This is a genomic window from Streptomyces sp. 5-10 (assembly GCF_014712245.1).
Lineage (GTDB): Bacteria > Actinomycetota > Actinomycetes > Streptomycetales > Streptomycetaceae > Streptomyces > Streptomyces violaceusniger.
In genome coordinates this window covers 166,893-192,709 of the sequence record NZ_JACVYG010000004.1, presented here as the reverse complement: position 1 = coordinate 192,709, position 25,817 = coordinate 166,893, and the positions used below count along the sequence as shown (strand labels likewise).

The 25,817-nt window shown below is 71.3% G+C and carries 14 protein-coding genes; 2 read left to right on the top strand and 12 right to left on the bottom strand.

Features of this window, described 5'->3' with window-relative positions; genetic code table 11:
* Positions 1–144: 144 nt before the first annotated feature.
* A complete protein-coding gene (locus tag IEJ02_RS06995; RefSeq protein ID WP_191063914.1) occupies positions 145–13,863 on the bottom strand; it encodes a type I polyketide synthase in 13,719 nt (4,572 codons plus the stop codon).
* Between the two features lie 315 nt (positions 13,864–14,178).
* Here IEJ02_RS06995 and IEJ02_RS06990 point away from each other — a divergent pair, with 315 nt between their 5' ends.
* Positions 14,179–15,468: a carboxymuconolactone decarboxylase family protein gene (locus IEJ02_RS06990; protein ID WP_191063913.1), complete on the top strand. Its 1,290-nt coding sequence runs from the start codon at positions 14,179–14,181 to the stop codon at positions 15,466–15,468.
* Here IEJ02_RS06990 and IEJ02_RS06985 read toward each other — a convergent pair.
* The 9 genes from IEJ02_RS06985 to IEJ02_RS06945 form a co-directional block, all read right to left on the bottom strand.
* Positions 15,461–16,213 (bottom strand): O-methyltransferase, encoded by a 753-nt coding sequence (locus IEJ02_RS06985; protein WP_191063912.1) that lies wholly within the window; start codon positions 16,211–16,213, stop codon positions 15,461–15,463. The two genes, IEJ02_RS06990 and IEJ02_RS06985, sit on opposite strands and share 8 nt — an antisense overlap.
* Positions 16,214–16,329: 116 nt before the next feature.
* Entirely contained in the window at positions 16,330–17,424 is a 1,095-nt protein-coding gene (locus IEJ02_RS06980) for an HAD-IIIC family phosphatase (RefSeq protein WP_191063911.1), read from the bottom strand.
* On the bottom strand, positions 17,421–18,536 hold the full coding sequence (locus tag IEJ02_RS06975) for an acyl-CoA dehydrogenase family protein (RefSeq protein ID WP_191063910.1): 1,116 nt from the start codon (positions 18,534–18,536) through the stop codon (positions 17,421–17,423). The genes IEJ02_RS06980 and IEJ02_RS06975 overlap by 4 nt, the downstream gene beginning before the upstream one ends.
* The gene (locus tag IEJ02_RS06970; RefSeq protein ID WP_191063909.1) at positions 18,529–18,801 is read right to left on the bottom strand and encodes a phosphopantetheine-binding protein; all 273 of its coding nucleotides are present in this window, start codon (positions 18,799–18,801) and stop codon (positions 18,529–18,531) included. Before IEJ02_RS06970 ends, IEJ02_RS06975 begins: the two co-directional genes overlap by 8 nt.
* Before the next feature lie 2 nt (positions 18,802–18,803).
* Positions 18,804–19,619: a 3-hydroxyacyl-CoA dehydrogenase family protein gene (locus IEJ02_RS06965; RefSeq protein ID WP_370466990.1), complete on the bottom strand. Its 816-nt coding sequence runs from the start codon at positions 19,617–19,619 to the stop codon at positions 18,804–18,806.
* A 565-nt stretch (positions 19,620–20,184) separates the two neighbouring features.
* Entirely contained in the window at positions 20,185–20,331 is a 147-nt protein-coding gene (locus IEJ02_RS06960; RefSeq protein WP_191063907.1) for a hypothetical protein, read from the bottom strand.
* A gap of 689 nt (positions 20,332–21,020) precedes the next feature.
* Positions 21,021–21,602 carry an amidohydrolase family protein gene (locus IEJ02_RS06955; protein WP_223863495.1) on the bottom strand — a complete coding sequence of 194 codons (582 nt, stop codon included), beginning with the start codon at positions 21,600–21,602 and terminating at the stop codon, positions 21,021–21,023.
* 128 nt (positions 21,603–21,730) lie between these two features.
* Positions 21,731–22,507 (bottom strand): SDR family NAD(P)-dependent oxidoreductase, encoded by a 777-nt coding sequence (locus tag IEJ02_RS06950; RefSeq protein WP_191063906.1) that lies wholly within the window; start codon positions 22,505–22,507, stop codon positions 21,731–21,733.
* Between the two features lies 1 nt (position 22,508).
* A complete protein-coding gene (locus tag IEJ02_RS06945) occupies positions 22,509–23,354 on the bottom strand; it encodes an SDR family oxidoreductase (protein WP_191063905.1) in 846 nt (281 codons plus the stop codon).
* Positions 23,355–23,459: 105 nt separating this feature from the next.
* Between IEJ02_RS06945 and IEJ02_RS06940 the strand changes: the two genes are divergently transcribed.
* Entirely contained in the window at positions 23,460–24,053 is a 594-nt protein-coding gene (locus IEJ02_RS06940) for a TetR/AcrR family transcriptional regulator (RefSeq protein ID WP_191063904.1), read from the top strand.
* Between the two features lie 508 nt (positions 24,054–24,561).
* On the opposite strand, the gene IEJ02_RS06935 is transcribed toward IEJ02_RS06940, so the two are convergent.
* Both IEJ02_RS06935 and IEJ02_RS06930 read right to left on the bottom strand, forming a co-directional pair.
* Positions 24,562–25,278 carry a transposase family protein gene (locus IEJ02_RS06935; protein ID WP_317985744.1) on the bottom strand — a complete coding sequence of 239 codons (717 nt, stop codon included), beginning with the start codon at positions 25,276–25,278 and terminating at the stop codon, positions 24,562–24,564.
* Positions 25,279–25,463: 185 nt separating this feature from the next.
* Entirely contained in the window at positions 25,464–25,619 is a 156-nt protein-coding gene (locus IEJ02_RS06930; protein ID WP_191063903.1) for a hypothetical protein, read from the bottom strand.
* Between the last annotated feature and the right edge of the window lie 198 nt (positions 25,620–25,817).

The window sequence follows — 25,817 nt, the reverse complement described above, 5'->3', positions numbered from 1 at the left end:
CGTATCACCGCAGGTCCACGCCCTGGATGGGCAACTTCATGACGTAGGTGCCCAGATCGTCGGCCTCGACGATGCCCGGCGGCGATCCACCCTCCCGCAAGTGACATACCGGATCGCGGTGACTTCGGTCAGCATTTCGCCAGGCTATCCGAATGGCTGATCTCGCAATCCACGATTGACTTCCCTCCCCTGCCCGGTGAGCCAGTCGGCGATGTGGGTGGCCGTAGCGGAGGCGTGCTGGTTGATGAGGGTGAAGTGGTCGCCCGAAGTGGTGAGGGTGGTGGAGACGTGCGGAAGGACGGTCTGCCAGTCGGGCGGCACCGGGTCCGTCCCCTCCGGCGCCGGAAAGGGGTCCGAGGCACGCAGGAGCAGGGTCGGGAAGGGGGTCGGCACGGGGGTCCAGGTGTGCAGGAGCCGTTCCATCCAGGCGTAGGCGGACAGATCGGTGGCGGTGTAGCCGTCGGTGAGGTGCTCGCGTTCGTACAGCCCGTGCCACAGGTGGGGTTGGAGCGCTCGGGCGGCGGGGGATTCCAGGATGTACGTGTCCACGAGGACGACCGCCCGTACGGGGGTGCCGCGCTCCGCGAGATGACGGGCGGTCTCGTGGGCGAGGATGCCGCCGGACGAGGTGCCCAGGAGGATCACCGGCTCGGTGGTGTCGCCGCCGGTGCTCGCGACCACGGCTCGGGCCAGCCCTTCGACGAGTGTTTCCCGGGTGGCGGGCAGTTCCTCGTCGGTGCGGAAGCCGGTAGGTGTCAGGCAGGAGACAGACCAGTCGCCGGGGAGCGCCTGGGCGAGCGTGTAGTAGGTGTGGGGTCCGGTCAGGGGCACGATGGGCGCCACGCAGACCACATGGGTGCCCGAGCCGCCGGTGGTGAGCCGGTCCACGGCGAGCGGGAGGGGCCCGCTGCCCTTGGGCCGGAGGGCGGCGAGGTCGAGGAGCAGGGTTTGGGCCTCGTTCAGCCGGCCCGTCCGCACGGCGTCGCGGTGGAGCCGGGTGACCAGGTCGGCCGCCGGGTCGACGCCGGTGGCGCCGGCCTCCGTCTGCGGCGCGGCGAGTTGGTCGAGGAGATGGTCGGCCAGGTCGGCCGGGGTGGGGTGGGTGAGGACGACGGTGCTGGGCAGTGGCCTGCCCATCGCCGCGACAAGCCGGTTGCGCAGGTCGATCGCCGCGAGCGAGTCCATGCCGTGGTCGCGGAACGCCGAGTGCTCGCCGATCGCCTCGCCGGACGAGTGGCCGAGTGTCGCGGCGGCCTCGCTCCGCACCAGGTCGAGGAGGTCCCTCCGCCGCTCCCCGGCCGACAGGCTCCGCAGCCGCTCCGCGAACCCGCCGTCACCGCTCAGGGCCGTGGGCCCGGCGAGGGACCGTGCCTCCGGCAGCTCGTCGAAGAACGGGCGGGAGCCGGCCGCGGTGACGACGGGGAGATAGCGCTCCCAGTCGATGTCGGCGACCGTCAGCGCGGTCCGCTGCTCGTGCAGCGCCTGGGCGAGCCCGGCCAGCGCCACGTCGCCGTCGAGGAAGGCCATCCCGCTGCGGATGAGATGCTCGCCGTCCTGCCGGGTCATCAGGGGGCGCGCCTCCTCCCAGGGGCTGAAGGAGATCGCCGTCGCACGGGCGCCGCGGGTACCGCGCTCTGCCGCCAGCGCCTCCAGATACGCGTCGGCGGCCGCGAGTGCCCCGTGGTCGCCGATGCCCCAGACACCGGCCAGCGACGAGAAGAGCACGAAGGCGTCCAGGGTGTCGCCGAGCAGTTCGTCGAGGTGCGCGGCGCCCGCCACCTTCGCGCCCACCGCGTCGGCGACATGGGCGAGGTCCGATGTGCCGAGTGGCCCGAGGGCGCGGGTACCGGCCGTGTGCACCACCGCGCGCACCGGAGTGCCGTCCGCCGAGAGCCGGTCGAGCACCGCGGCCACGGCGGTCCGGTCGGTCACATCGCACCGCACCACCTCGACGTTCGTCCCCTGGGCGGTCAGCTCCGCCGCCAGTTCGGCCGCGCCCGGTGCCGCAGGGCCGCTCCGGCTCATCAGCACCAGGTGCCCGGCTCCCTGCCGGGCCAGCCAGCGGGCGACCCGGCCGCCCAGCGTCCCGGTGCCGCCCGTCACCAGGGTGGTGCCGCCGGGCGTCCAGGTGCCGGGCGTGTCGGCCGGTGCCGCCGCCCGCTCCAGCCTCGGTACGAGGACGCCCGAGGATCGCACCGCCGCCCTTTCATCTTCCGGGCCCACCGAGAGCAGCGCGGCGAACCGCCCGGCCGCCTCGGGGTCGAGCCGCTCGGGGAGGTCGGCCAGCCCGCCGCGCAGCGATGGCGCCTCCACGGCCACGGTGTGTCCGAGCCCGAGGACCATCGCCTGCCGCGGGTTGCGCACCGGGTCGGCCGGGCTGGTCGAGACCGCGCCACGGGTCACCGCCCACAGCGGCAGCTCGGCGCCGGCCCCCATCAGCGCCTGGATCAGCGACACGGTCAGCGCCAGACCGGCGGGCAGTACGGGCTCGCCGCGGTCCGCCTCCTCGGCCGCCGCGAGCAGCGACAGTACTCCGGCCGTGCCGTCGAGGTCGCCGAGCCGGGCCGCGAGCACCTCGGGATCGGTGCAGGCCCCGTCGAGGACCAGCCGGCGCACCTGGGCGCCGTGTGCGGTCAGCGCGGCCACCACATCGGCGTCGTCGATGCCATCGGTGGTGAGTACCAGCCAGGTTCCGGTCAGCGCGGGGGCGGCGGGGACCCGCAGGAGCGTCCACACCGTCCGGTAGCGCCGCGCGCTGGTCAGGGTGTGCTCGTCCTGCCGCCTGCGCCATGCCGACAGCGCCGGGAGCACCGCGTCGAGTGCCTCCTTGTACTCGGGGGGCTCGGCGTCGAGGCCGAGCAGTGTGGCGACCGCGGCAGCGTCCCCCTGGCCCACGGCGTCCCACAGCGGCTCGTCGGCGGAGTCGGCCAGTACTGGCGTGGCGGCGGGCGGGGCGGTCCAGTACGTCTCGTGCTGGAAGGCGTAGGTGGGCAGGTCCACCGTGCGACCGCCGGACAGCGCCACTGTCCAGTCGACGGGCACACCGTGGGCATGGGCCTCCCCGAGCGCGCGAAGGACACGGTCCCATCCGCCGTCGTCGCGGCGCAGGGTGCCCAGGGTGACCGCCGGGCTGCCCGCGTGCTCGATGATCTCGCTGGTGCCGACCGCGAGCACCGGATGCGGGCCGACCTCGATCATGGCCCCATAGCCCTCGCGTACGAGAGCCGCCATCGTCTCGGCGAAGGACACGGTCTGCCGCAGGTTCCGGCACCAGTACCGGGCATCCAGCTCCTCGGTGTCCAGCCGGTCGCCGGTCACCGTGGAGTAGAACGGCACCTCCGACGGGCGGGGCCGCACCGGCGCCAGCAGCTCGAGCAGTTCTGTCTCGATCTCGTCGATATGCGCCGAGTGGGCGGCGAAGTCCACCCCGGCCAGCCGCCAGCGCATGATCCTGGCGGCGGACAGGCGGCGTTCGACCTCGTCGAGCGCTGCCGGATCGCCGGAGAGCGTCACCGTCTTCGGTCCGTTGACCGCCGCGATCGACACCGCGCCGGACGCCCCGTCCAGCAACTCCCGTACCCGCTCAGGCGATGCCATCACCGACATCATCGCGCCGCGCCCGGACAGGCGCTCGTGGATGAGCCGGCTGCGCAGCGCCACCACGCGGGCACCGTCGTCCAGCGACAGACCGCCGCTGACGCAGGCGGCGGCGACCTCGCCCTGGGAGTGGCCGATCACGGCGGCCGGTTCGACGCCGAACGAGCGCCAGAGGGCGGCGAGCGAGACCATGACCGTCCACAGCACGGGCTGGAGCACATCGGGCCGCCCGTCCATCGAGGGAGCGCCGGACCCGCCGCGCAGCACACCGGTGGGCGACCAGTCGAGGTACGGGGCCAGGGCCGCCTCGCACGCGGCGACGCGGTCGGCGAAGACCCGGGAGACATCGAGCAGTTCGGCCGCCATCCCCGCCCATGCCGCGTCCTGCCCGGGGAACACGAAGACCACCGCACGGCGCTCGGACGCCGTGCCCCGCACCACGGCGGGCGACGAGGTGCCCTCGGCCAGGGCCGCCAGGCCACCGCGCAGCGCCGCCCGGTCGTCGCCCACCAGCACCGCCCGGTGCTCGAACGCGGCACGGGTCGTGGCCAGTGAGTACCCGATGTCCACGAGGTGCGGTGTGGGGTGGTCGTCCAGGTGTGCGAGCAGCTTCGCGGCCTGGGCGCGCAGCGCTGCGGCCGACTTGCCGGACAGCGGCCATGCCACCGGCCCGTCCCACACGGGATCCGCGAACGGAGGTCGCCCGGCGGGCCGCGGAGGCTGCTCCAGGATGGCGTGGGCATTGGTCCCGCTCATTCCGAACGCCGACACCGCGCACCGCCGGGGCCGGCCGAGATCGGGCCAGGGCGCGGCCTCGGTCACCAGCCTGAGCTCACCCGAGTCCCAGTCGACGCGGGAGGACGGTTCGGTGACGTGCAGCGTCTTCGGCAGCTCGCCGTGGTGCATCGCCATCACCATCTTGATGACCCCGGCGACACCGGCCGCCACCTGGGTGTGTCCGATGTTGGACTTGACCGAGCCGACCAGCAGCGGCGGATTGCCGCCCCGGTCCTGGCCGTAGGTGGCCAGCAGGGCATGGGCTTCGATCGGATCGCCCAGCGCGGTGCCGGTTCCGTGTGCCTCGACCGCGTCGACATCGGATGCCGACAGCCCGCTGTTGGCCAGGGCCTGCCGGATGACTCGCTGCTGGGCCGGACCGCTCGGCGCGGTCAGCCCGTTGGAGGCGCCGTCGGAGTTCACCGCCGATCCGCGGACGACGGCCAGCACCCGGTGGCCGTGCCGGACCGCGTCCGACAGCCGCTCCAGCACCAGCAGACCGGCGCCTTCGGCGATGCCCATGCCGTCCGCCGACTCGGCGAACGCCTTGCACCGCCCGTCGGGCGCCATGACCCGGTGCCTGCTCAGCGAGACGAGGGTGTCGGGGCCGGTCAGCACGGTGGCGCCGCCGGCGAGGGCGAGGGTGCTCTCCCCCGAGCGCAGCGACTGGCACGCCATGTGCAGCGCGACCAGGGACGACGAACAGGCCGTGTCCACCGTCACGGCCGGTCCGCCCAGGTCGAACAGGTAGGCGAGGCGGCCCGACAGCACGCTCGGGATGGTGCCGGTGAGCTGATATCCGTCGGAGTCCGCGGACACGTCCGCGCCGTAACTCTGGGCGGTCGCCGAGACGAAGGTGCCCGTCATGCTGGACCGCAGGGACGTGGGGTCGATCCCGGCGCGTTCGAACGCCTCCCAGGCGAGCTCCAGCAGTATCCGCTGCTGCGGGTCCATCGCGGCGGCCTCGCGCGGGGAGATGCCGAAGAACGCCGCGTCGAACTCGGCCGCGCCGTCGAGGAAGCCGCCCGCCGCCGAGTAGGTCGTGCCCGTGCGGTCCGGGTCGGGGTGGTACACACCCGGATCCCAGCCGCGGTCGGCGGGCAGCGGGGATGTGGCGTCCACGCCCTCGGCCAGCAGCTGCCACAGCTGCTCGGGCGAGCGCACCCGGCCGGGGAACCGGCAGCTCATTCCGATGATCGCGATCGGCTCCGGTGCGGGCGCCCCGGCCGTCGGGCCCGCCGCCGCGGTCGGGGCCGGCTCGGCGCTCTCCGCTCGCTCGTCGGCGCCGCCGTACAGTTCGGTCCACAGATGGCCGGCCAGGGCGTCGGGCGTGGGGTGATCGTAGACCAGGGTCGACGGCAGGCTCAGGCCGGTCCGTTTCCTCAACGCGTTCCGCAACTGGCCGGCGGTCAGGGAGTCGAAGCCCATGTCCTTGAACGTCCGCCCGTTCGCCACCGCCAGGGGATCCGCGTGCCCGAGCACCGAAGCCACCTGCTCACGCACCAACTGGGACAGGGCGGCACGGGCCTGGTCGGTCGGCAGGCCGGTCGGCAGGCCGGAGCCGCGCTCGGTGGCCGCGGCCCGGCGGGCGGTTCCGGTGGGGACCAAGCCGCGCAGGACGGCGGGCACGGTGTGCCGCGCGCGCAGGGCGGCCCGGTCGACGCGTGCGGCGACGACGACGGCCTCGTCCACCGCGCCCGCGGCGTCGAACCAGGCCAACCCCTGATCGACGGAGAGCGTCGGCAGCCCGGCCTGGGTGATCCGCCGCAGCTGGGCGTCGCTCAGCGCGGCGGACATCCCGCTGTCCTGGGGCCACGGCCCCCAGCCGATGGACAGGCCCGCGAGCCCTTCGGCGGTCCGCCGCCGCGCCAGCGCGTCCAGGAACGCGTTCGCCGCGGTGTAACCGGCCTGCCCCGCGTTGCCGAGGACGCCGAACACCGACGAGAACACCACGAACGCGCTCAGATCCAGGTCACGGGTCAGCTCGTGCAGATGCCACGCGCCGTCCAGCTTCGGGCGGAACACCGTGTCCAGCCGGTCCGGAGTCAGCGCCGCGACCAGTCCGTCGTCGAGCACGCCGGCGGCGTGCACCACACCGGTCAGCGGGTGCTCGTCCGGGATCGCCGTCAGCAGGGCGGCCACGGCCGCGCGGTCGGAGACATCGCAGGCGACAGCGGTCACCCGTGCGCCCCGCCCGCTCAGCTCGGCCAGCAGTTCCCCGGCGCCCTCGGTGTCGGCCCCCCGGCGGCCGGCCAGCACCAGGTGGCGCACCCCGTGCGCGGTGACCAGGTGCTGGGCGATCAGCGCGCCGAGACCGCCGAGGCCGCCGGTGATCAGCACGGTGCCGTCGCCGCCCCACACCTTCTCCGGCGCCGCCAGGTCCGTGACCTCGACGGAGGCCACTCGAGGGATCAGCAACTGCCCTTGGCGCAGCGCCAGTTCGGGCTCATCACGGTCCGGCGTCGCGCGGAGCGCAGCCGCGGCGGCCGACTCCGGATCGTCGTCGTCCGCGGGGTCCAGATCGAGCAGGACGAACTGGCCGGGGCTCTCCTGCCGGGCCGATCGCACCAGCCCCCACGCCGCGGCCGCCACCACGTCGGGGGCCGCGCCGGGTGCCGTGGCCACCGCTCCGCGGGTCACGAACACCACTCGGGCGGGCCCGCCGTCACCGGCCTCGGCCGCGTCGGCCGCGTCCAGGTGGTGTCGCAGTGTGTCGAGCACGGACGCGGTGACGGTACGGACCGCCTCCGGCACCGGCACGCCGGCCGGCGCGGCGACCGGGACCAGCACCGCCTCCCCGGCCGCCACCGGATCGTGCCCCGGGGTGTCCGGCGCCGGGGCGGGCAGCCAGTCCAGGCGCAGCAGCGGCCGCGCCACCATGGCCGCCGGGGGGCGGACGTCCGGCGAACGCAGCGTCAGCGTGCGCACCGTCGCCACCGGATCGCCCGCGGTGTCGGCGGCGGTCAGCGTGACCGTGTCGTCGCCCGTCCTGCTCATCCGCACCCGCAGCACCGACGCGCCCACGGCGTGCAGGGACACCCCGGACCAGATCGCCGGCAGCCGCCCGCCGTCCGGGCCGTCGAGCACGGTCGGCGAGGCGAGGTGCAGCGCCGCGTCCAACAGTGCGGGATGGAGGCGGAAGGCGTCGGCCTCGTCGGCGAGTCCCTCGGGGAGCGCGACCTCGGCCAGTACCTCCTCGCCCGCCCTCCAGACCGCCCGGACGGCCCGGAACGCCGGCGCGTGGGCCAGCCCGGCGGCGCGCCGCCGCTCATAGAACTCGTCGAGATCGACGGGTACGGCGTCCGCGGGCGGCCACGCCCGCCGGTCATGGGCGGCGCCCGCGGGGGCGCCCGGCGCAAGTGTGCCGGTGGCGTGCCGCGTCCACGGCGCGTCCGGCGCGTGGACGGGCCGCGAGTGGATGCTCAGGGTGCGCCGGCCGTCGTCGCCGGGGCCACCGAGCGCGACCTGGATCCGCACCCCGCCGTCGTCCTGCCCGGACAACACCAGCGGAGCGTCCAGGTTGAGCTCCTCGACGAGGGCGCAGCCGGCCTCGTCGCCCGCCCGTATCGCCAGCTCGACGAATCCGGCGCCGGGGAAGGTCACCTGCCCGGCCACCCCATGGCCGGCCAGCCACGGCAGCGCCGTCGCCGACAGCAGACCGGTGCACAGCAGACCACCGGTCTCGGGCAGTTCCACGACCGCGCCGAGCAGCGGATGGTCCACACCGCCGAGCCCCGCCGGGACCGCACCGGTCGCCGATGTGCCGGCGACGGACGTGGTCCAGTACCGCTCCCGCTGGAACGCGTAGGTCGGCAGCGCGATCCGGCGCGCACCGGTACCGGCGAACAGTTCGGCCCACCGGATCGGTACGCCCCGCACATACAGCCGGGCGGCGGCCGTCACCGCCGTGGACTCCTCGCCGTGGTCCTTGCCCAGCGGGGACACGGCTTCCACGTCCGCCACATCAGGCAGGGCGTCCTGCGTCAGCACCGACAGCGTGGCGTCCGGGCCCAGTTCGAGGAAGGTGCGCGCACCGGCCCGTGCCGCGGCGCCGACCGCGTCGGCGAACCGCACCGTCAGCCTGGCGTGCTGAACCCAGTAGTCGGCGGTACGGATCCGCTCCGCGTCGATCCGCTCACCCGTGACCGTCGAGACGATCGGGGTCCGCGGCTCGCCGAAGACCAGGCCCTCGACGACCGCGTGGAAGTCCTCCAGCATCGGCGCCATCAGCGGGGAGTGGAACGCGTGGCTGACGCGCAGCCGGGTCACCTTGCGGCCGTCGGCGGCGAACCGGTCCGCGATCGCCTCCACCGCGTCGGCCGCCCCGGACACCACCACCGCCTCCGGGCCGTTGACGGCGGCGAGTCCCACCCGGTCCGCGGAGCCGGTGAGCAGCGGCGCCACCTCGTCCTCGGTGGCCCGCAGCGCGACCATGGCCCCGCCTTCCGGCAGCGCCTGCATCAGCCGGCCGCGGGCGGCGACGAGGGTGCACGCGTCGGGCAGGGACAGCACCCCGGCCACATGGGCCGCCGCGATCTCCCCGACCGAATGCCCGATCAGCAGATCCGGCGCCACCCCCCACGACTCCAGCAGCCGGAACAGGGCCACCTCGAGGGCGAACAGCGCGGGCTGGGCGTATTCGGTGCGGTTCAGCGGTTCCGCGTCATCGCCGAACACCACCTCGGTCAGCGGCCGTTCCAGCTCGCCGTCCAGCAGCGTGCACACCTCGTTCCACGCCGCGGCGAACACCGGGTACCGGCCGTGCAATTCGCGCCCCATGCCCAGCCGCTGGGCGCCCTGACCGGCGAACAGCAGCGCCATCGGGCCGGGGTCGCCCGCCAGGCCCTCGGCCACCTTCAGGGGCGGTGTGCCGACATCCCCCGTGGTGTCCGTCGTGGCCAGGAGGACGGCGCGGTGCTCCAGCTCGGAGCGTGTCGTGGCCAGGGAGTAGCCGATGTCCGGTGCCGCCGCGCCGGTGTCGGCCACAAAAGCGGCCAGCCGGTCCAGCTGCGCGTCCAGCGCGGCCTCGGTACGCGCCGAGACCGGCCATGGCGCCACACCGGGCCGGACCTTCGCCGGCGACCCGGCTGGTGGGCGCGCGGCGAGCCGATCAGGCCGATCCCCCGGTGGCTGTTCGACGATCACATGCGCGTTGGTGCCACTGATCCCGAACGACGACACGCCCGCGCGGCGGGGCCGCTCGGCCGCCGGCCACGGGGTGGCCCCGGTGAGCAGTTCCACCGCCCCAGCCGACCAGTCCACCTGCGACGACGGCGCGTCCACATGCAGCGTCCGGGGCAATACGCCGTGCCGCATCGCCAGGATCATCTTGATGACGCCCCCGACACCGGCGGCGGCCTGGGTGTGCCCGATGTTGGACTTGAGCGACCCCAGGAGCAGCGGACGGTCCGGGTCCCGGTCCTGTCCATAGGTCGCGAGGAGCGCCTGGGCCTCGATCGGGTCACCCAGCCGGGTACCGGTGCCGTGCCCCTCCACCGCGTCCACGTCCGACGGGGCCAGACCGGCCCCGGACAGGGCCTGGCCGATCACCTGCCGCTGCGCGATGCCGCTGGGCGCGGTCAGGCCGTTCGACGCCCCGTCGGAGTTGACCGCGGAACCGCGCAGCACCGCCAGCACCTGGTGGCCGCCCCGGATCGCGTCCGACAGCCTCTCCAGCACCAGGACGCCCACTCCCTCGGACCAGCCGGTGCCGTCCGCGGCCTCCGCGTACGCCTTGCAGCGGCCGTCGGGTGACAGGCCGCCCTGCCGGGCGAACTCCATGAAGATCCCCAGCTCCGACATCACGGTGACACCGCCGGCCAGCGCCAGGGAACACTCGCCGCCGCGCAGCGCCTGCGCCGCCAGGTGCAGCGCCACCAGTGACGACGAGCACGCCGTGTCCACGGTCAGCGCGGGCCCCCGCAGCCCCAGTGCGTAGGCGACGCGGCCGGACAGGACGCTCGGCGACGTGCCGGTCAGCAGATATCCCTCCGCGGCGCCGGAGCCGTCCTGGAGCCGCGGACCGTAGTCCTGGGCCATCGCCCCGAGGAACACCCCGGTCCCGCTGCCGTGCAGTGACGACGGAGCGATCCCAGCCCGTTCCACCGCCTCCCAGCTCATCTCCAGGGCCAGCCGCTGCTGCGGGTCCATGGCTTCCGCCTCGCGCGGGGATATCCCGAACAGCGCCGCGTCGAAGCGGTCCGCGTCGTACAGGAACCCGCCCACCCGGCCGGCCGCCATCTCCGGCGCCCATCCCCGGTTGACGGGCGGGTCGGAAATGGCATCCGCCTCGCCCGACACCAGTTCCCACAGCTCGTCCGGCGAGGTCACCCCGCCCGGGTAGCGGCAGGCCATGCCCACGATCACCACCGGGTCGTCCTCCGGAACGGCGCGGGGCGCCTGCGACGGCTCACCGGTCACCGGGCCGGTGAGCCGTGTGGCCAGATGGGCCGCGCACGCGTCCGGCGTCGGATGGTCGAACAGCACGGTGTTGGGCACCCGCAGTCCGGTGGCGGCCCGCAGCCGGGTCGCCAGCTCCACCGTCATCGCCGAGTCGAAGCCCAGCTCTTTGAAGGACCGCGCCGGGTTCACCCGCTCCGCGGCGGCGAAGCCCAGGACCACCGCCGTCTCCGCACGCACCAGCCGTGCCACGTCGGCGCGCGTCCACGGGGTGCCGGATTCCGTACCCTCCGGCTCCGCGCGCTCCGGTTCCGCATCGGTGGCGTGACCGGTCACCGCCGCCGGAGCGGCCGGAACGGCTTCCCGCACCGCGACTTCGCCGGCCGGTCCCTGGAGCCAGTACCGCTCCCGCTGGAACGCGTACGTCGGAAGGGCCACCCGCCGGGCACCGGTCCCGGTGAACAGCCGCGTCCAGTCCACCGGCACCCCGCGGACGTACGCCTCCGCCAGACAGGTCAGGAACCGGTCGGCCCCGCCCAGTTCCCGGCGCAGCGTGCCGACGGCGACCGCCGTGACGTCGGTCGTGTCGATGATCTCCTGCACCGCGGCGGTCAGCACCGGGTGGGAGCTGACCTCGACGAAGGCCCGATGGCCCTGGCCGAGCAGCGTCCTGACGGCCGGTTCGAAACCGACGGTACGCCGCAGATTGCGGTACCAGTACCCGGCGTCCATACCGGTGGTGTCCAGCCAGTCGCCGGTCACCGTGGAGAAGAACGGCACCTCGGCCCGGCGGGGGCGGATGCCCTCCACCGCGGCCGTCAACTCCTCGCGCACCCGCTCCACCTGGGCCGAGTGCGAGGCGTAGTCAATCGCGATCCGCCGCACCCGCACATCCGCACCCGACAGCTCCTCGAGCAGCTCGTCCAGCGCCTCCAGCTCACCGGAGAGCACCACCGAACCCGGCCCGTTGACCGCCGCGATCGACACCCGGCCGTCCCAGCGGCGCAGCCGCGCCTCCGCCTCGGCCTGCGGCAGCGCCACCGACAGCATGCCGCCCCGCCCCGCCAGGCGGCGTGCGATGGCCTGGCCGCGCAGCGCCACCACCCGGGCCGCGTCCTCCAGGGAGAGGGCACCGGACACGCACGCAGCCGCGATCTCTCCCTGGGAATGGCCCACCACCGCGTCCGGGACCACCCCGTGCGCCTGCCATACCGCCGCGAGGGAGACCATCACCGCCCAGGAGGCGGGCTGGACGACATCCGCCCGTTCCAGTGACGGCGCCCCCTCGGACTGCCGCAGCACCTCCGGCAACGACCAGTCCACATGAGGCGCAAGCGCGGCGGCACACTCGGTCAGCCGCCGCGCGAACACCGGGGACTCCGCCATCAGCCGGACGCCCATGCCCGCCCACTGCGCCCCCTGCCCGGGGAACACGAACACCGTGCCACCCTCGACATCGGCGGCTCCGCGCACCACGCCCGGCGCGGACTCGCCGCCGGCCAGCGCCGTCAGCGCGCCCGGGGCCGCCGACCGGTCCGGCACCAGGACGACGGCACGGTGGTCGAACGTGGTCCGGGTGGTCGCCAGGGAGAAGCCCACGTCCACCGGGTCGAGCCGGTGGTTCTCCGCCAGATGGGACGCGAGGCGGACGGCCTGCGCGCGCAGCGCCTCGGGGGTCCGGCCCGACAACGGCCACGGCACGGTGCCACCCGCCATGAGGGCGCCGTCCGCCGTGCCGGGGTCGGGGTACGTCGAGGCGGACGTGTTCCCGGGCGTCGGCTCGGTGGCGGACACCACCAGGTGGCAGTTGGTGCCGCCCATGCCGAACGACGACACCCCGGCCAGGGCACGGCCGTCGCGGTAGGGCCAGGGACGAGTCGAGGTCACCACGTCCAGGTTCCACTCGCCGAACCGGATCCGCGGATTGGGGCGTTCGAAGTTCAGGCTCGCCGGTAGTTCACCGTTCCGCAGCGACAGCACGACCTTCAACAGGCCGACGATGCCCGCGGCGCCCTCCAGGTGTCCCACGTTCGTCTTCGCCGAACCGACCAGCAGGGGGCGGTTCGTGGCACGGCCCGCCCCGTACACCGCGCCGAGCGCCGCGGCCTCCACCGGATCGCCCACCCGGGTCCCGGTCCCGTGCAGCTCGACGTACTGGACCTCGGCGGGGTCGACGCCCGCACGCGCGCAGGCCGTCTGGAGCACCGCCCGCTGCCCTTCGGGGTCGGGGGTGGTCAGGCCGTCGCCGGGGCCGTCGTTGCCGACCGCGCTCCCCTCGATGACGCAGTAGATCTCATCCCCGTCCGCCAGCGCGCTTGCCAGGGGCTTGAGCAGGACCATCCCCGCACCCTCGCCACGCACATATCCATTGGCACGCTCATCGAAGGTGAAGCAGCGGCCGTCCGGGGACAGGGCGCCGAGCCGGGCCGCGGCCTCCGCGCTGTCCGGGATCAGATTGAGGTGCACACCGCCGGCGAGCGCCGTGGCCGACTCCCCGCGCCGCAGGCTCTCGCACGCCAGGTGCACCGCCACCAGCGACGACGACTGCCCGGTGTCCACCACCAGGCTCGGCCCCCGAAGTCCCAGGACGTAGGACAGCCGGTTAGCGGCCATGCCGCGGTTCAGGCCGGTCAGGGTGTGATGACCGATCGACGCCGGCCCCCTGAGCCGGTCCAGTGCGCCGTAGTCATCCGCGGTCATCCCGATGAACACCCCGGTGTCGCTGCCGCGTACCGCGGCGGGCGGCAGGCCCGCGTCCTCCAGGACCTCCCAGCCCAGTTCCAGCGCGAGGCGCTGCTGCGGGTCCATGGCCCGTGCCTCACGCGGAGAGACCCCGAAGAACTCCGCGTCGAAGCCGTCGACTTGGTCCAGGAAGGCGCCCCAGCCGGTCTCGCCGGAGGTCGCGGCGTCGCTGTTCCAGCGGCCCGGCGGCACCTGCGACACCGCGCTCGACCCGTCGGTCAGCAGCCGCCAGAACCGTGCGGGATCCGCCGCGGACGGCAGCCGGCAGGACAGCCCCACCACCGCGACGGCGGTGTCCCGCTCCTGGAGTCGCTCAGCGGACGCGGATATGGACTCGTTCCGGCTCACGGCACCGATCCCCCAACTCATCGTCTTCGCGGGCAATTCCCTGCCTCCACGGGCCACAGCGCCATTCTCTCTGTGTTGTGGGATTTTTTACTCTCCGATTTTCCCTACAGATCCCTCCCATCGCGAACGACGCACATCATTCCGTTACCGCCCCCAACACAACGGGGAATATTAGGGATTCCCCTAGACCTCCGGCGTTTGAAAGCCCTTACGATCAATTACTGTTGGACCTCGGCCGGTGGAATATGAGCCACAACGCCGAGCCACCCGTCCATGAGACGCCGATGCGACAACATAATTCACGAAGGTGAGAAAATGCGGCCCAGGATCGATCCGCAGGACGCGGACGACTTCGCCGTCACACCCGCCGGCCAGGTCTACGCCCGGGAGATCGGACAGTCACTGAACGGGCTCCTCGCGGACCGGCCGCCGCCGAACGTCCACCGGACCATCGCCAACCACCCGACGCTGCTGCCCGCGCTGCAACCACTGCTGACGCATGTGGCGGGCGACATCCTGCCGGCCCGCGAACGCGAGCTCGTCATCCTGCGCACCGCATGGCGTTCACAGGCCCCGTACGTCTGGGCGCACCACCACGCCGCGGGACTGTTCGTCGGGATGACCGAGACGGAGATCGCCCGGGTCGCCTCGGAGGACACCGCCGGCTGGACTCCGTTCGAAGCCACCATCCTCCAGGCGGTCGATGAGCTCCACACCAAGTCGGCGGTGTCGGACCGCACATGGAAGCAGCTGGCCGAGCGCTACAGCGAGGAGCAGATCCTCGAACTGCTGGCCCTCGCCGGAACGTACAAGACCCTGGCTTTCATCCTGAACTCCTGTCTCGTCCCGATCGACCCCTGGATGGAACGTCCCGCGCTGCTGCCGGCGGACCCGGGACAGCTGACGTCCGGCAGACACGCACGCCCGCGGGAGACGCCTCCGGGGGCGGGCCCCGAGACCTGGAACCAGCGCATCGTGTTGCAGAACGACACCGGGCTCTCCCAGCTCACCCCGACGTCGGCCAGCCCCGAACCGCCGCTTCATGAGATCCTCGGCCGCTATCCGGACCTGCTGTCCACGGCGAACGCGTCCGGCTCCAACTCCTCGCTCCTGCTGATCCGCAGGAACTCCACCGATGTCATGCCGGACACGGACGGCTACTCCTTCAGCGCCACCCATCTCTTCGCCGATTCCTCGGGTGTCCCGATACTCGTGGAAGTGGTGGAACCACACGACACCTGGAACGCGCAGAGCGCGCTCGCCAAAATTCTCGACTACGCGGGCAGCGGGGCGCGGCACTGGCCGATCCACATACTTCAGCGGTCGCTCGAATACACCGCCCAATTGCAGGGCAGTACTGGAGAGCAGTTGCTGGCGGAGATGGGGTATCCCATCGACGAGGGTTCGTTCCTGCGCGCGATCGAGGCGAATCTGGCCCTGGGCAGGCTCCGTATGGCCATTGTGGCCAGCCGGTTTCCGCCTGAATTCAACCGGGTGATCGCATTTCTCGGTCAGCAGTTGCACCCCGCCGAGGTGTACGGCGTCGAACTGCGCCGCTTCTCCGACGGGTCCCATGCGGCGTTCATCCCGAGGGTGGTCACCTGAGCGACCCCGCGGACGGCGGAGGCGGGGAACCCACCCGGGAAACCGGACCCGGTTCCCCTTCGGCCGCTCGCTCCGCGGTCGGCTGCTTCTTGCGGATCAGTGTGATCCCGTCCGCCATGGGCACCAGGGACATCTCCACCCGCGGATCGTCGCGGACCAGCTCGTTGAAGGCGCGGATCCCGGTGGTGTCGGGATCCTGCGCGTCGGGGTCCACGACCTTGCCGAAGAACAGGGTGTTGTCGACCACGATCAGACCGCGGTCGTCAAGGAGCGTCAGCGCCATCTCGTAGTAGTCCGGGTAGCCCTGCTTGTCGGCGTCGATGAACACGAAGTCGAAGGTGCCGGGGCCCTCCTCCGTGAGGATGGCCTTGAGGGTGTCGGCCGCGGCACCGACACGAAGGTCGATCCGCGCCTCGACGCCCGCCTTGGCCCAGTAATCGGCGCCGATCCGCGGCCAGCGGTCGGTGATGTCACAGGTGATCAGCCGTCCGCCGGGGGCGAGCGCACGGGCCAGGCACAGGGTGCTGTATCCGGTGAACGTGCCGATCTCCAGGATCCTCCGGGCCGGGGTGAGACCGGCCAGGAGCGTCAGCAGCTGCCCCTCCTCGGGCATGACCTGCATCGCGCTGCCCGCGGGCAGCTCCGCCGTGGTCTCCCGCAGCTGCCGCAGGATCTCGTCCTCGCGCAGGGAGGACACCCGGATGTACTCCGAGAGCGCGGCCGGGAATCCTACCTGGTTCGCCATGTGTCGTCCACCTTCTCCGGATCTTCTCTCGTCCGTTATCGTCTGATTCTCGGCTTTTCGCCCGTTTCTGGTCCGGGCCGTCGGGAGGCGGTGCGCCCCGACGGCCCGGGGAGGGCTCAGCCGTCCTGGAGGCTGACGGCGTTGAGCTTCACCGTCGGCGACGGGGCCTGTGGTTCCGGAATCAGATGCAGCCGCTGGATGTCCTCGTGTGCGGGTGCGGGCAGCCCGGCCCGGCAGTCGCACGCCTCGTCGGTGAAACCGGCGAAGCGGTAGGCGATGTCCATCATCCGGTTGCGTTCGGTGCGCCGGAAGTCCGCCACCAGGTGGACACCCGCGCGGGAGGCTTCGTCGACGAGCCAGTTGAGGATCACCGAGCCGACGCCGAAGGACACCACACGGCAGGAGGTGGCCAGCAGCTTCAGATTCCAGACCCGCGGATGCTTCTCCAGCAGTTGCAAACCGACCGCGCCATGCGGTCCGAACCGGTCGGTGAGCACGGTCACCAGCACCTCATGGCGCGGATCGGCCAGCAGCGTCCGCAGATCCGGGAGGGAGTAGTGTACGCCAGTGGCGTTCATCTGACTGGTGCGCAAGGTCAGCTCCTCGACGCGGGAGAGCTGTTCCTCGGTGGCGCGGCCGATGTCCATCACCAGTGCGAGGGAGCGCAGGAAGTCCTCACTCGGCCCGGTGAACTCCTCCTCGGCCGCCTTCCGCTGGAATCCGGCCTGATACATCTGGCGACGGCGCCGCGCGTCCACCGTCACCGTCGGGGGGCTGAACTCCGGCAGAGCGGCGAGACCGGAGAGTTCCTCAGCCGGGTAGCAGCGGACCTCGGGCAGATGGAACTGGACTTCCGCGCGCTCGGCCGGCTGGTCGTCGACGAAGGCGATCGTGCCGAGCGCGAAGTTGAGTTCGGCGGCGATCTCGCGCACCGCATCGGACTTCGGGCCCCATCCGATGCGCGGCAGTACGAAGTACTCGGCCACGCCCAGCGCTTGGAGCTGTTTCCATGCCTGGTCGTGGTCGTTCTTGCTGGCGACCGACTGGAGGATGCCACGGCTGTCCAGTTCGGCAATCAGCTCCCTGACCGGACCGGGAAGCGTCACCCGGCCGTCTTCCAGAAGTGTGCCCTGCCACAGGGTGTTGTCCAGATCCCACACCAGGCACTTCACGATCGGGGGCTGTTGGGTCACAGTGCTTCCTTGGGTCATGACGCGGACGTCGACATCGACACGGCGTGGTCGGCGAGAATCAACTGGCAGATCTCCGTACTGCCCTCGATGAGCTCCATGAGCTTCGCGTCGCGGTACGCGCGCTCGACCACATGGCCCTCGCGCGCGGCGGCCGAGCCCAGGACCTGCACCGCCGTGGCGGCGCCCCGCGCGGCCTGGACCGCGCTCACCTGCTTGGCCAGGACGGTCGCGACGACCATGTCCGGGGAGCCGCTGTCCCAACACCGGCTGGCGTGCTCACACACCCGGGTGGCGATCTGTTCGGCGGTCAGCAGATCCGCCAGGTGACGGCCGACCAGCTGGTGTTGGGCGAGCGGCTTGCCGAACTGCCGCCGGATACGGGCGTGGCCACCGGCGGCGTCCAGACAGGCCCGCAGGATGCCCACGCAGCCCCAGGCGACCGAGATCCGCCCGTACGCCAGCGCCGTCGTCACCAGCAGCATCAACGGCTGCCCACCGCCGAGCACCGCACTGGTGGGCAGCCGCACATCGTCGAGGTGCACATCCGCGTGTCCGGCCGCCCGGCAGCCGGACGGCCGCGGCACCCGGCGCACCGTGACGCCCGGAGCCGACGCGGGTACCACCACAGCGGCCGCCCCGGAGCCGTAGCGGCCGACGACGACGATCAGATCGGCGTAGTGGGCAGCGGTCGTCCAGACCTTCTGCCCGCGGACGATGACGGTTTCACCCTCCGGTTCGATGGTCGTGGTCATCGCCGACAGATCACTGCCCGCCTCCGGCTCACTGAACGCGATGGCGGCGAGCCGGCCACCGGCCAGCTTCGGCAGATACTCCGCGTGCTGCCGCGGGCCGCCCAGGCGCTGGATCGTCCACGCGGCCATGCCCTGCGACGTCATCACACTCCGCAGCGAGCTGCACCGGCTGCCGACATGCGCCGTGAACTCGCCGTTCGCGGCGCTGCTCGCGCCAAGTCCGCCGAAGGTCTCCGGCACCCCCGCGCACAACAGGCCGCGGGCGGCCAGCGTCCGCAGCACGTCGTCGGGGATCAGACCAGCCCGGTCCCACTCCGCGGCCCGGTCGCCGACGAGGTCGTCCACGAGCTCACGCGCACCGGCGAGCGGCTCAGGCATCGGCGGATTGCCCGGCGCCGAGCAGACGCCCCACCAGAGCGGTCATGGCCCCGATGGAGCGGAAGTTGTCCCGCTTGAGGTCATCCCCCAGGATCTGCACCGAGAACTCCTGCTCCAGATGGACCACGAGCTCCATCGCGAACATCGACGACACCAGCCCCGAATCGAAGAGATCCTGATCGACGGGAACCTCCGCCTTCACTCGCTCCGAGACAAAGGCCGTAATCGCCCGTTCGATCCCCTCAGCGGCGATCGGCTGGCCCATATTCACGAAAGTACCTTTCCGTAGTCATAGAAACCCCGCCCCGTCTTGCGCCCCAGATCTCCGCGCCGCACCTTCTCCATGAGCAGTTCACAGGGCTCGAAGGTGGGATTTCCGGTCCGCTCGGCAAGCAGCCGAAGAGCGTCCACGAGATTGTCCAGCCCGATCAGATCAGCGGTGCGCAGCGGCCCGGTGGGGTGACCGAGACATCCCTGCATCAGCCGGTCCACGGACTCGGCGCTCGCGGTGCCCTCTGCCACGACCCTCGCCGCTTCATTGATCATGGGATGCAGCAGCCTGCTGGTGACGAACCCCGGTGCGTCGCGCACGACGACCGTCTTCTTCCCCAGCCGCTCCAGGAAGGACTGGATCGCGGCCATGGCGTCGTCGCCGGTCTGCGGACCACGGATGACCTCGACCATCTCGATGAGATAGGCCGGATTCATAAAGTGCACCCCGGCCAGATCCCCGGGGCGCCGGACCGACTTCGCCAGTTCGGCGATGGGGATGCCCGAGGTGTTGGTGATCACCGGGACCCCGGCGGGGAGCATGCTGGAGATCTCCGCCATGATCCGCGCCTTGAGCGAGGCGTCCTCGGTGATCGCCTCGATCACGAGACCGGCGTCCGCCGCGTCCGTGCCGGACAGCGTCGTGGTCAGTGTTCCAGCCGCCTGTCCATCGGGAAAGGCGGCCATGAACTGCCCGTGCCGCAACTGCTGGGCGATTTCCGCCCGGGCCTGCTGGAGTACGTCTTCCGAGACGTCGACCAGGACGACATGCACCCCACGGCCCAGTGCCAGTGCGGTGATGCTGCGCCCCATAACCCCCGCACCGAATACGGCAATCGTGTCCGATCGGGAATTCACCATCACCCACTCCAAATCATCGTTCAATCGAGCACGCCCCGCTGAGGCGCATAACGGGCAAACGATTTGCACCATGAAAAGAGCTTGGCAATATCTACTTCAGCAGAAAAATTACGCCGATCACCCGGAGGACGTCAAAGGCTGAGGCGGCGTCCTAGGGAGATCCACAGTGTTCTTCGCGAGGTCGGTGCCCGAGGTGAACCTCCGTACGTGGGAATGCGTCTGCACTGGGTTCGGCCTGGCCTGAGCCCGGAAGAAGCTGCCGCCCCGGGCGACCGATCTGGATCCGTACAAGCCGGTGGTCGACGGTATCCTCCTTGACGGCATCCTCCGTGCTGATCCGGATGCTCCGCGCAAGCAGCGGCTCACCTTTGCTCGCATCGCCACCCGGCCGGCGACACGCTCTGTGCCTGGCTGCCGGCGATACCCAGCTCCGCCGTCCCGACCCCATACTGACCTCGAATGGCCGAGGGCCCCGCGCTCCTTCACCGTCTCTCCGGCGATCAAGACCCGGTCGATGTCATCCACCCCGCTGTGCCCCGCCCATCGTGACCAGGTGCAGGGCCTCCCGGGTGGTGACCGGGACTTTGCCCACTCCCATCAGGCCGACCGCCTCCAGTATCGGCTGGTTGGTACGCGCGATGTCGAGGTGCGGGGCCGGCCTCATCTGGGTGAAAGTGTCCGGGGAGTTGTTGGCCTGGAGAGGTCGGAGCCGAGGCCGACCGTCACGGAGGCGGCGCGGGCGCGGCCGAGGACGGGGAGGCCGATGCCCATCTGCGCCTCGGATTCCGGGGTGCAGGACACGGCGGCGCCCGCCGCGGCAAGCAGCCCAGTTCCTCATCGGAACTGGTGTTGGCGTGGGACCAGGAGGTCCAGCTCCTTGGCGAGGGCGTACTCCTGCTCGGTGACCTGCCAATCCACGCCGAGCCCGGGCTCCCCATCCGAAGATCGACGTGTTTCGGCTTCGCCGCGTCCCCCTACGGGCTGCCCGACATCGGCTTCGTCACCTGGCCGGACGTCATTGCTGGCGGTCCTGCTGATCCGGCGCACCGAGGACGGCAGCCTTCCGATCGGCTTCGGCCAACTCGGCGACATCGCGTCAGCCTCTACAACGGCCACAGAGTGCCACCGCCTGGCCGCCCTTGGACGGCCTGGTCACCGACCTGATCAGCTTGCACACCTCTCGGCCGGCGGCCGAGATCGAGGCCCTCCTGCCCCAGGGCGAGGGGGCGTCCAGGCCTGCCGGTCTCCGAGGCACGTAAGGGCCGTGGCATCGGCGTGGGCGGTCTGCTTCTGCCTCCTGTGAGCGGACGGGGCACCGCGCCGTGACCGGTGGGGCGACCATGTGCCGCCCCGTCAGATGCCCCGCACGCGCCGGGCGTTCAGATGGGCGATCTTCTCCTTCACCTCGGGTGAGACGTCGCACTTCTCGATCGAGTCCACCGCTTCGGCGGTGGACTCGTACGGGTAGTCGATCGCGAACATGACCGCTTCGGCCCCGATGCTCAGCACGGCGGCCTGCACGGCCTCCGGGGCCAATACCCCGCTTGTGGTGATCAGGATGTTGCTCCCGAAGTACTGCGACGGCATCCGCTCGAGCGGCGCGTCGAGCTGGAGCGAGCGGTAGCGCTGGAACGGCAGGAACTCGCCGAGGTGCCCGAGGATCAGGGTCGCACCGGGGTGCCGGTCGAACACTCCGGCATATATCAGCCGCATGGCGTGGCCGCCTGTCTCGGCCTGCCAACTCCAGCTGGCCCCGTACATCTCCGGGCGTCCGCGCATCACGTGCCAGTCATCGCGGGGCAGTGAGCCGGGGTGGAGGTACAACGGCACCCGGAGCTCTTCTCCCCGGTACACCTTCGGGCAGAACCCGACGTCACCGCGCGCGGTCGACCGCAGCGGTCTGACGCAGGTGGCAAGGGTCAAGTGGTGGGCCATGCGCTGGAAGGCTCCACTGAACGCGTTCCAGGTCGCCTTCGGGGATCGCCTGACCCCGAGCAACAACTGAACACTCAACAAATAAGACCGGCCGTCAGATTGACGCAGCCTCAGGGACCTTGCAGAAGTCAGCGGATGGTGAGGCCGCCGTCGACGGCGAGGATGGTGCCGGTGGTCCACTGGGCCGAGGCCAGGTAGGCGGCCGCGGTGGCGACGTCATCGGCAGTGCCCAGACGTCCCAGGGGGTAGGAGTGCTCGATCTGCTCGTCGTGTGCGGTGCGTTCCTCTGCGGTCATGGGGGCGAGATAGGAGCGTTCGTACTTGGGAGTGCGGACGGCGCCGGGAGCGATGGCATTGACACGGACTCCTTGGGGGCCGAGTTCACTGGCCAGCGCCCGGGTCATGGAGTTGAGCGCTCCGCGGGTGGCGGAGTAGGCGGCCGAATGACGGCCGGCGACCATTTTGCGGGCCCAGTAGCTGCTGATGTTGATGATGCTTCCCCGAGCGTTCACGAGGGCGGGCAGGAGTTGCTGGCTCAGCAGCAGCGGCACCTGGACGTTGAGGTGCCACATGGTGTTCATCTCGTCGACCGTGGTGTCGGCAAGGGAGGCGAAGTGTGCGGTGCCGACGTTGTTGACGAGGGTGTCGACCCGGTCGGTCAGGTTTCCGACGTGCCCGGCGATCAGGGCGGGGGCATCGGGCGCGGAGAGATCCGCGGGCACGGTGTGCACGACGGTGCCGTGCCGGCCGAGTTCCTTCGCGGCGGTCTCGAGTTTGTCGCGGTTGCGGGCGACAAGAATAAGGTCCGCTCCGTCGCGGGCGAGGGCACCGGCGATGGCCAGGCCCAGGCCCTCGCTGCCGCCTGTGACGACGGCGAAACGGCTGGTGGTGCGGTGCTCGGACATGTCAGATTGCCTTTGTGTGGTCGGTGGAAGCACTCAGCGTCGCGAATCGGCGTAGCTCTTCGAGTTGGTCACTGCGGGCGTTCTCGATGCCGGCGAGGGCGTCGCTGCCGAGAGGAAGGCGCAGCGGGGGGCTCGGCATATCGGCGAGGGTGACGAGGGCCTGGGCCATACGGGCGGGGTCTCCGACCTGCCTTCCCGCGGCGCCGGCGGAGCGCGCCAGCGCTTCGTGAACGGGGAGGTAGTCGGGGAGGGCGGCGCTGCCGGGCAGCCGGCTCGCCCAGTTGGCGCGGAAGTCGGTGCGGGCGGCTCCGGGCTCCACGATCGTCGTCCGGATGCCCAGCGGGGTGAGCTCGGCGGCCAGTGAGACGCTCAGACCTTCGAGGGCGTGCTTGCTGGCCGTGTAGGCGCTCATCCCCGGGGCGCCGATCTGCCCTGCCAGCGAGCTGATCTGCAGCACACGGCCCGCTTTCGCCGCACGCAGGTAGGGCAGAGCGGCGCGCAGGACATTGGCGGCGGCGAAGAAATTCACTTCGAACTGGGCGCGCAGCTCCAAGTCGTCCAGTTCCTCGAAGGGGCCCGCCAGCGCGTAGCCGGCATTGTTGACGACGACGTCGAGGCAGCCGAACCCGGTGATCGCGTCATCCAGTACCGGACGCAGCGCACCGGCGTCGGTGGTGTCCACGCTCACGGTGCGCAGACGCCCGGGAAAGGCGGCGGTCAGCGGTCGCAGCGGCTCGTCGTCGCGCGTGACCGCGATCACTCGCTCACCTGAACTCAGAACCTCACTGACCAGGGCCTGGCCCAACCCGCCGGACGCGCCGGTGACCAGCCACACGCGGGACCCCATGCTTCGCACCTCTCGCACGAGCCAAACAAACGGACCGATCTTGTCCGTTTCCGCGAGAGTAGAGGAGGCGGACAGAGGCTGTCCACTTATGGATAAGATGGGGTGATGAACACGGAGCGGCCTGCGGCGACCCAGGGGACGGCGATGCCCGTGCGCGCCGACGCCCAGCACAATGCCGCGCGGGTTCTCGCGGCCGCGCGTCGTGCCGTCGCCTCTACCGGGCTGGACGTGAGCTACCACGAGATCGCTCGGGAGGCCGGCGTCGGCGTGGGCACCGTCTACCGGCGCTACCCCGAACGCGACCAGCTCATGGCGGCGGTGCTGAGCGACATCCTCACCGAACTGATCGACACCGCACACCAGGCTCTGGACTGCGATGACGCCTGGGAGGGCTTCTCGTTGCTGTTCACCGGCCTGGCCCTGCGCACCGCTCAGAACGCGGGACTGTCCGGCTCCCTGGACCAGCACGGCGGGCCCGCTGTCGCCCAGCAGCGCCACGAGCTCCTCGACCTCACCCGGAGGGTCATCGAACGCGCTCAGGACCAGGGACGTCTTCGCCGGGATCTGGCCTGGCAGGAAGTGCTGCGGCTGACCGGCGCCCCAGCGGTACAGGGATGCGTGCTGGGACTCGAGCCTGACCCTGCACACGGTCACCACTTGGTGCTGACCGTTCTTCTCGACGGTCTGCAAACCGGCTGACACCGGCGACGTGCCGAAGCTCCCAGGAGCGGATGACATCGTCCGGGAGTGGACGACACCACCGGGACGATGCCGTGCAACGTCGTCGCGGTCGTCAGCGAAGGTGTCTGGGAGGCCAGCGAGTAGTTCGAAGTCTTGCTTGCCGGTCGCCGCGTCGGCCACGACGCTGAGGGGCAGGGTCTCGAACTCTGAAGCGGACAAGGAAGCGTCCACCGCGACAGCGTGAGCGGCCAAGGACGCGAAGACCTCCATGAGCCGTTCCCCCACCGCCACGTCAATGCCCCGGGAGTGCAGCCGCTCTCGGCGGCGATTCTGACGCCATGGCTCCTGGTCCAGCAGTGGCAGCAGGACGCGGCCCAGGTACACGCAGCGACTCCACAGCATGTCGTGGTCCGAGGTCCTGATCAATCCTTTCTGCAGCAGTTGGAGGGCTTGCCGCCCGAGCGGCGCAGGCCCTCCAACCTCCCAATACACGCAGGCTGGGTACAGGACGGGGCCGGACGTTGTCTCAGCGGTTGACTTCGAGGTTCGTCAGGACGAGCAGGGCGCGCAGGAGGTGGGTAGCGCGGGCGGGGTCGGTGCGGAGCTTGGTCAGGATCCGCCAGTTCTTGAGGTGGGCGAAGCCGTGCTCGACCGGTGCGCGTCCGACGGCGAGGACGTGGTTGGCGGTCTTCTGGCCGACGGTGAGCTTGTGCGTGCGGGTGGCGTGGAAGCCGGTGACGATCACAGGGTCGAGTACGTCGTTGTCCAGGCCGCGAAAGCCCAGGTCCGCCAGGGCCCCGAGGCCGGCGGCGCGCAGGTGGGCCAGGATGTGATCGTGGCGGGCGGCGGTGTTGTCGTGGGTGCGGCCGGCCCGGGCGGCGGATATCCAGATCAGCCGGCCCCGCTCGTCGGTCAGGGCGAGGAAGTGCAGGCCGTGCCGGTGGTGTTTGCCTGAGTAGTTGCGCCGGTTGGCCTTCCCGGTGCGGCGCTGGGTGGCAATGAGGGTGCCGTCGATCAAGACCACCTCCCCGCCCTGCCTGGCGATCTTCTTCAGAGCGCGGTCCAGGCGCGGGGCCTGCGCGGCGAGCAAGGTGATCAGCTCGTCGCGCCAGCGGCGGACGGTGGACTCGGACACGTTGTTGCCGCCGGCCATGTCGGCCAGGCGCTGGTCGTGGCGCAGCACGGCGAGGACGATCACCGCGATCTTGCCGGGCGGCAGGATCCGCCACCTGGACCGGATCACTTTCAGGTGGCGTCGCAGCAGATCGGCGAGGTGGTTGACGGTGCGCGTGGACAGCGGCAGGCGGACTGGTAGACAAGCGGACAGGTGTCCTCGGCGTGCTTTTTGGTTTTCGTCACACAATTCCACCTGCCGCCGGGGGCACCGTGGTTATGCCCGCGCCGCGCGGTCGCAGGCGGCGGGGCAGGTCACAAGCGGGTGGTGAAGCGGCCGTCGGGCAGTTTGCGCAGCCAGCCGCGGTCGACGAGTCTGACCAGCTTCCCGCGCAGCGGCTCCAGCTTGGACCGCACGCGGTCCAACTCCGCACGCCGCGCGGTGATCCGTTTCAGCAGCTCGGGATCCATGCCTCGGAGGGTAGAAGGACGCCTGACCCCAGCGAGTAGGAATCAGCGAACCGTCCAGCTCTGGCAAACGATCTACTGCGCAGACTGCCGCCGACGACCAGCACGAGCACCCCGAGAGCCGGTCACACCAGCCCTTTGACTTGTGATTTCAAGTTGGCGGAGGCTCATGGCAGGACTCCTTCGTCACATGTCCTTGTG

Bases quoted from the DNA above. Each gene is read 5' to 3' on its own strand.
- IEJ02_RS06990 (WP_191063913.1), top strand. From the start codon at position 14,179: ATGCGGCCCAGGATCGATCCGCAGGACGCGGACGACTTCGCCGTCACA.
- IEJ02_RS06985 (WP_191063912.1), bottom strand. From the start codon at position 16,213: ATGGCGAACCAGGTAGGATTCCCGGCCGCGCTCTCGGAGTACATCCGG.
- IEJ02_RS06980 (WP_191063911.1), bottom strand. From the start codon at position 17,424: ATGACCCAAGGAAGCACTGTGACCCAACAGCCCCCGATCGTGAAGTGC.
- IEJ02_RS06975 (WP_191063910.1), bottom strand. From the start codon at position 18,536: ATGCCTGAGCCGCTCGCCGGTGCGCGTGAGCTCGTGGACGACCTCGTC.
- IEJ02_RS06970 (WP_191063909.1), bottom strand. From the start codon at position 18,801: ATGGGCCAGCCGATCGCCGCTGAGGGGATCGAACGGGCGATTACGGCC.
- IEJ02_RS06965 (WP_370466990.1), bottom strand. From the start codon at position 19,619: ATGGGGCGCAGCATCACCGCACTGGCACTGGGCCGTGGGGTGCATGTC.
- IEJ02_RS06960 (WP_191063907.1), bottom strand. From the start codon at position 20,331: ATGAGGCCGGCCCCGCACCTCGACATCGCGCGTACCAACCAGCCGATA.
- IEJ02_RS06955 (WP_223863495.1), bottom strand. From the start codon at position 21,602: ATGGCCCACCACTTGACCCTTGCCACCTGCGTCAGACCGCTGCGGTCG.
- IEJ02_RS06950 (WP_191063906.1), bottom strand. From the start codon at position 22,507: ATGTCCGAGCACCGCACCACCAGCCGTTTCGCCGTCGTCACAGGCGGC.
- IEJ02_RS06945 (WP_191063905.1), bottom strand. From the start codon at position 23,354: ATGGGGTCCCGCGTGTGGCTGGTCACCGGCGCGTCCGGCGGGTTGGGC.
- IEJ02_RS06940 (WP_191063904.1), top strand. From the start codon at position 23,460: ATGAACACGGAGCGGCCTGCGGCGACCCAGGGGACGGCGATGCCCGTG.
- IEJ02_RS06930 (WP_191063903.1), bottom strand. From the start codon at position 25,619: ATGGATCCCGAGCTGCTGAAACGGATCACCGCGCGGCGTGCGGAGTTG.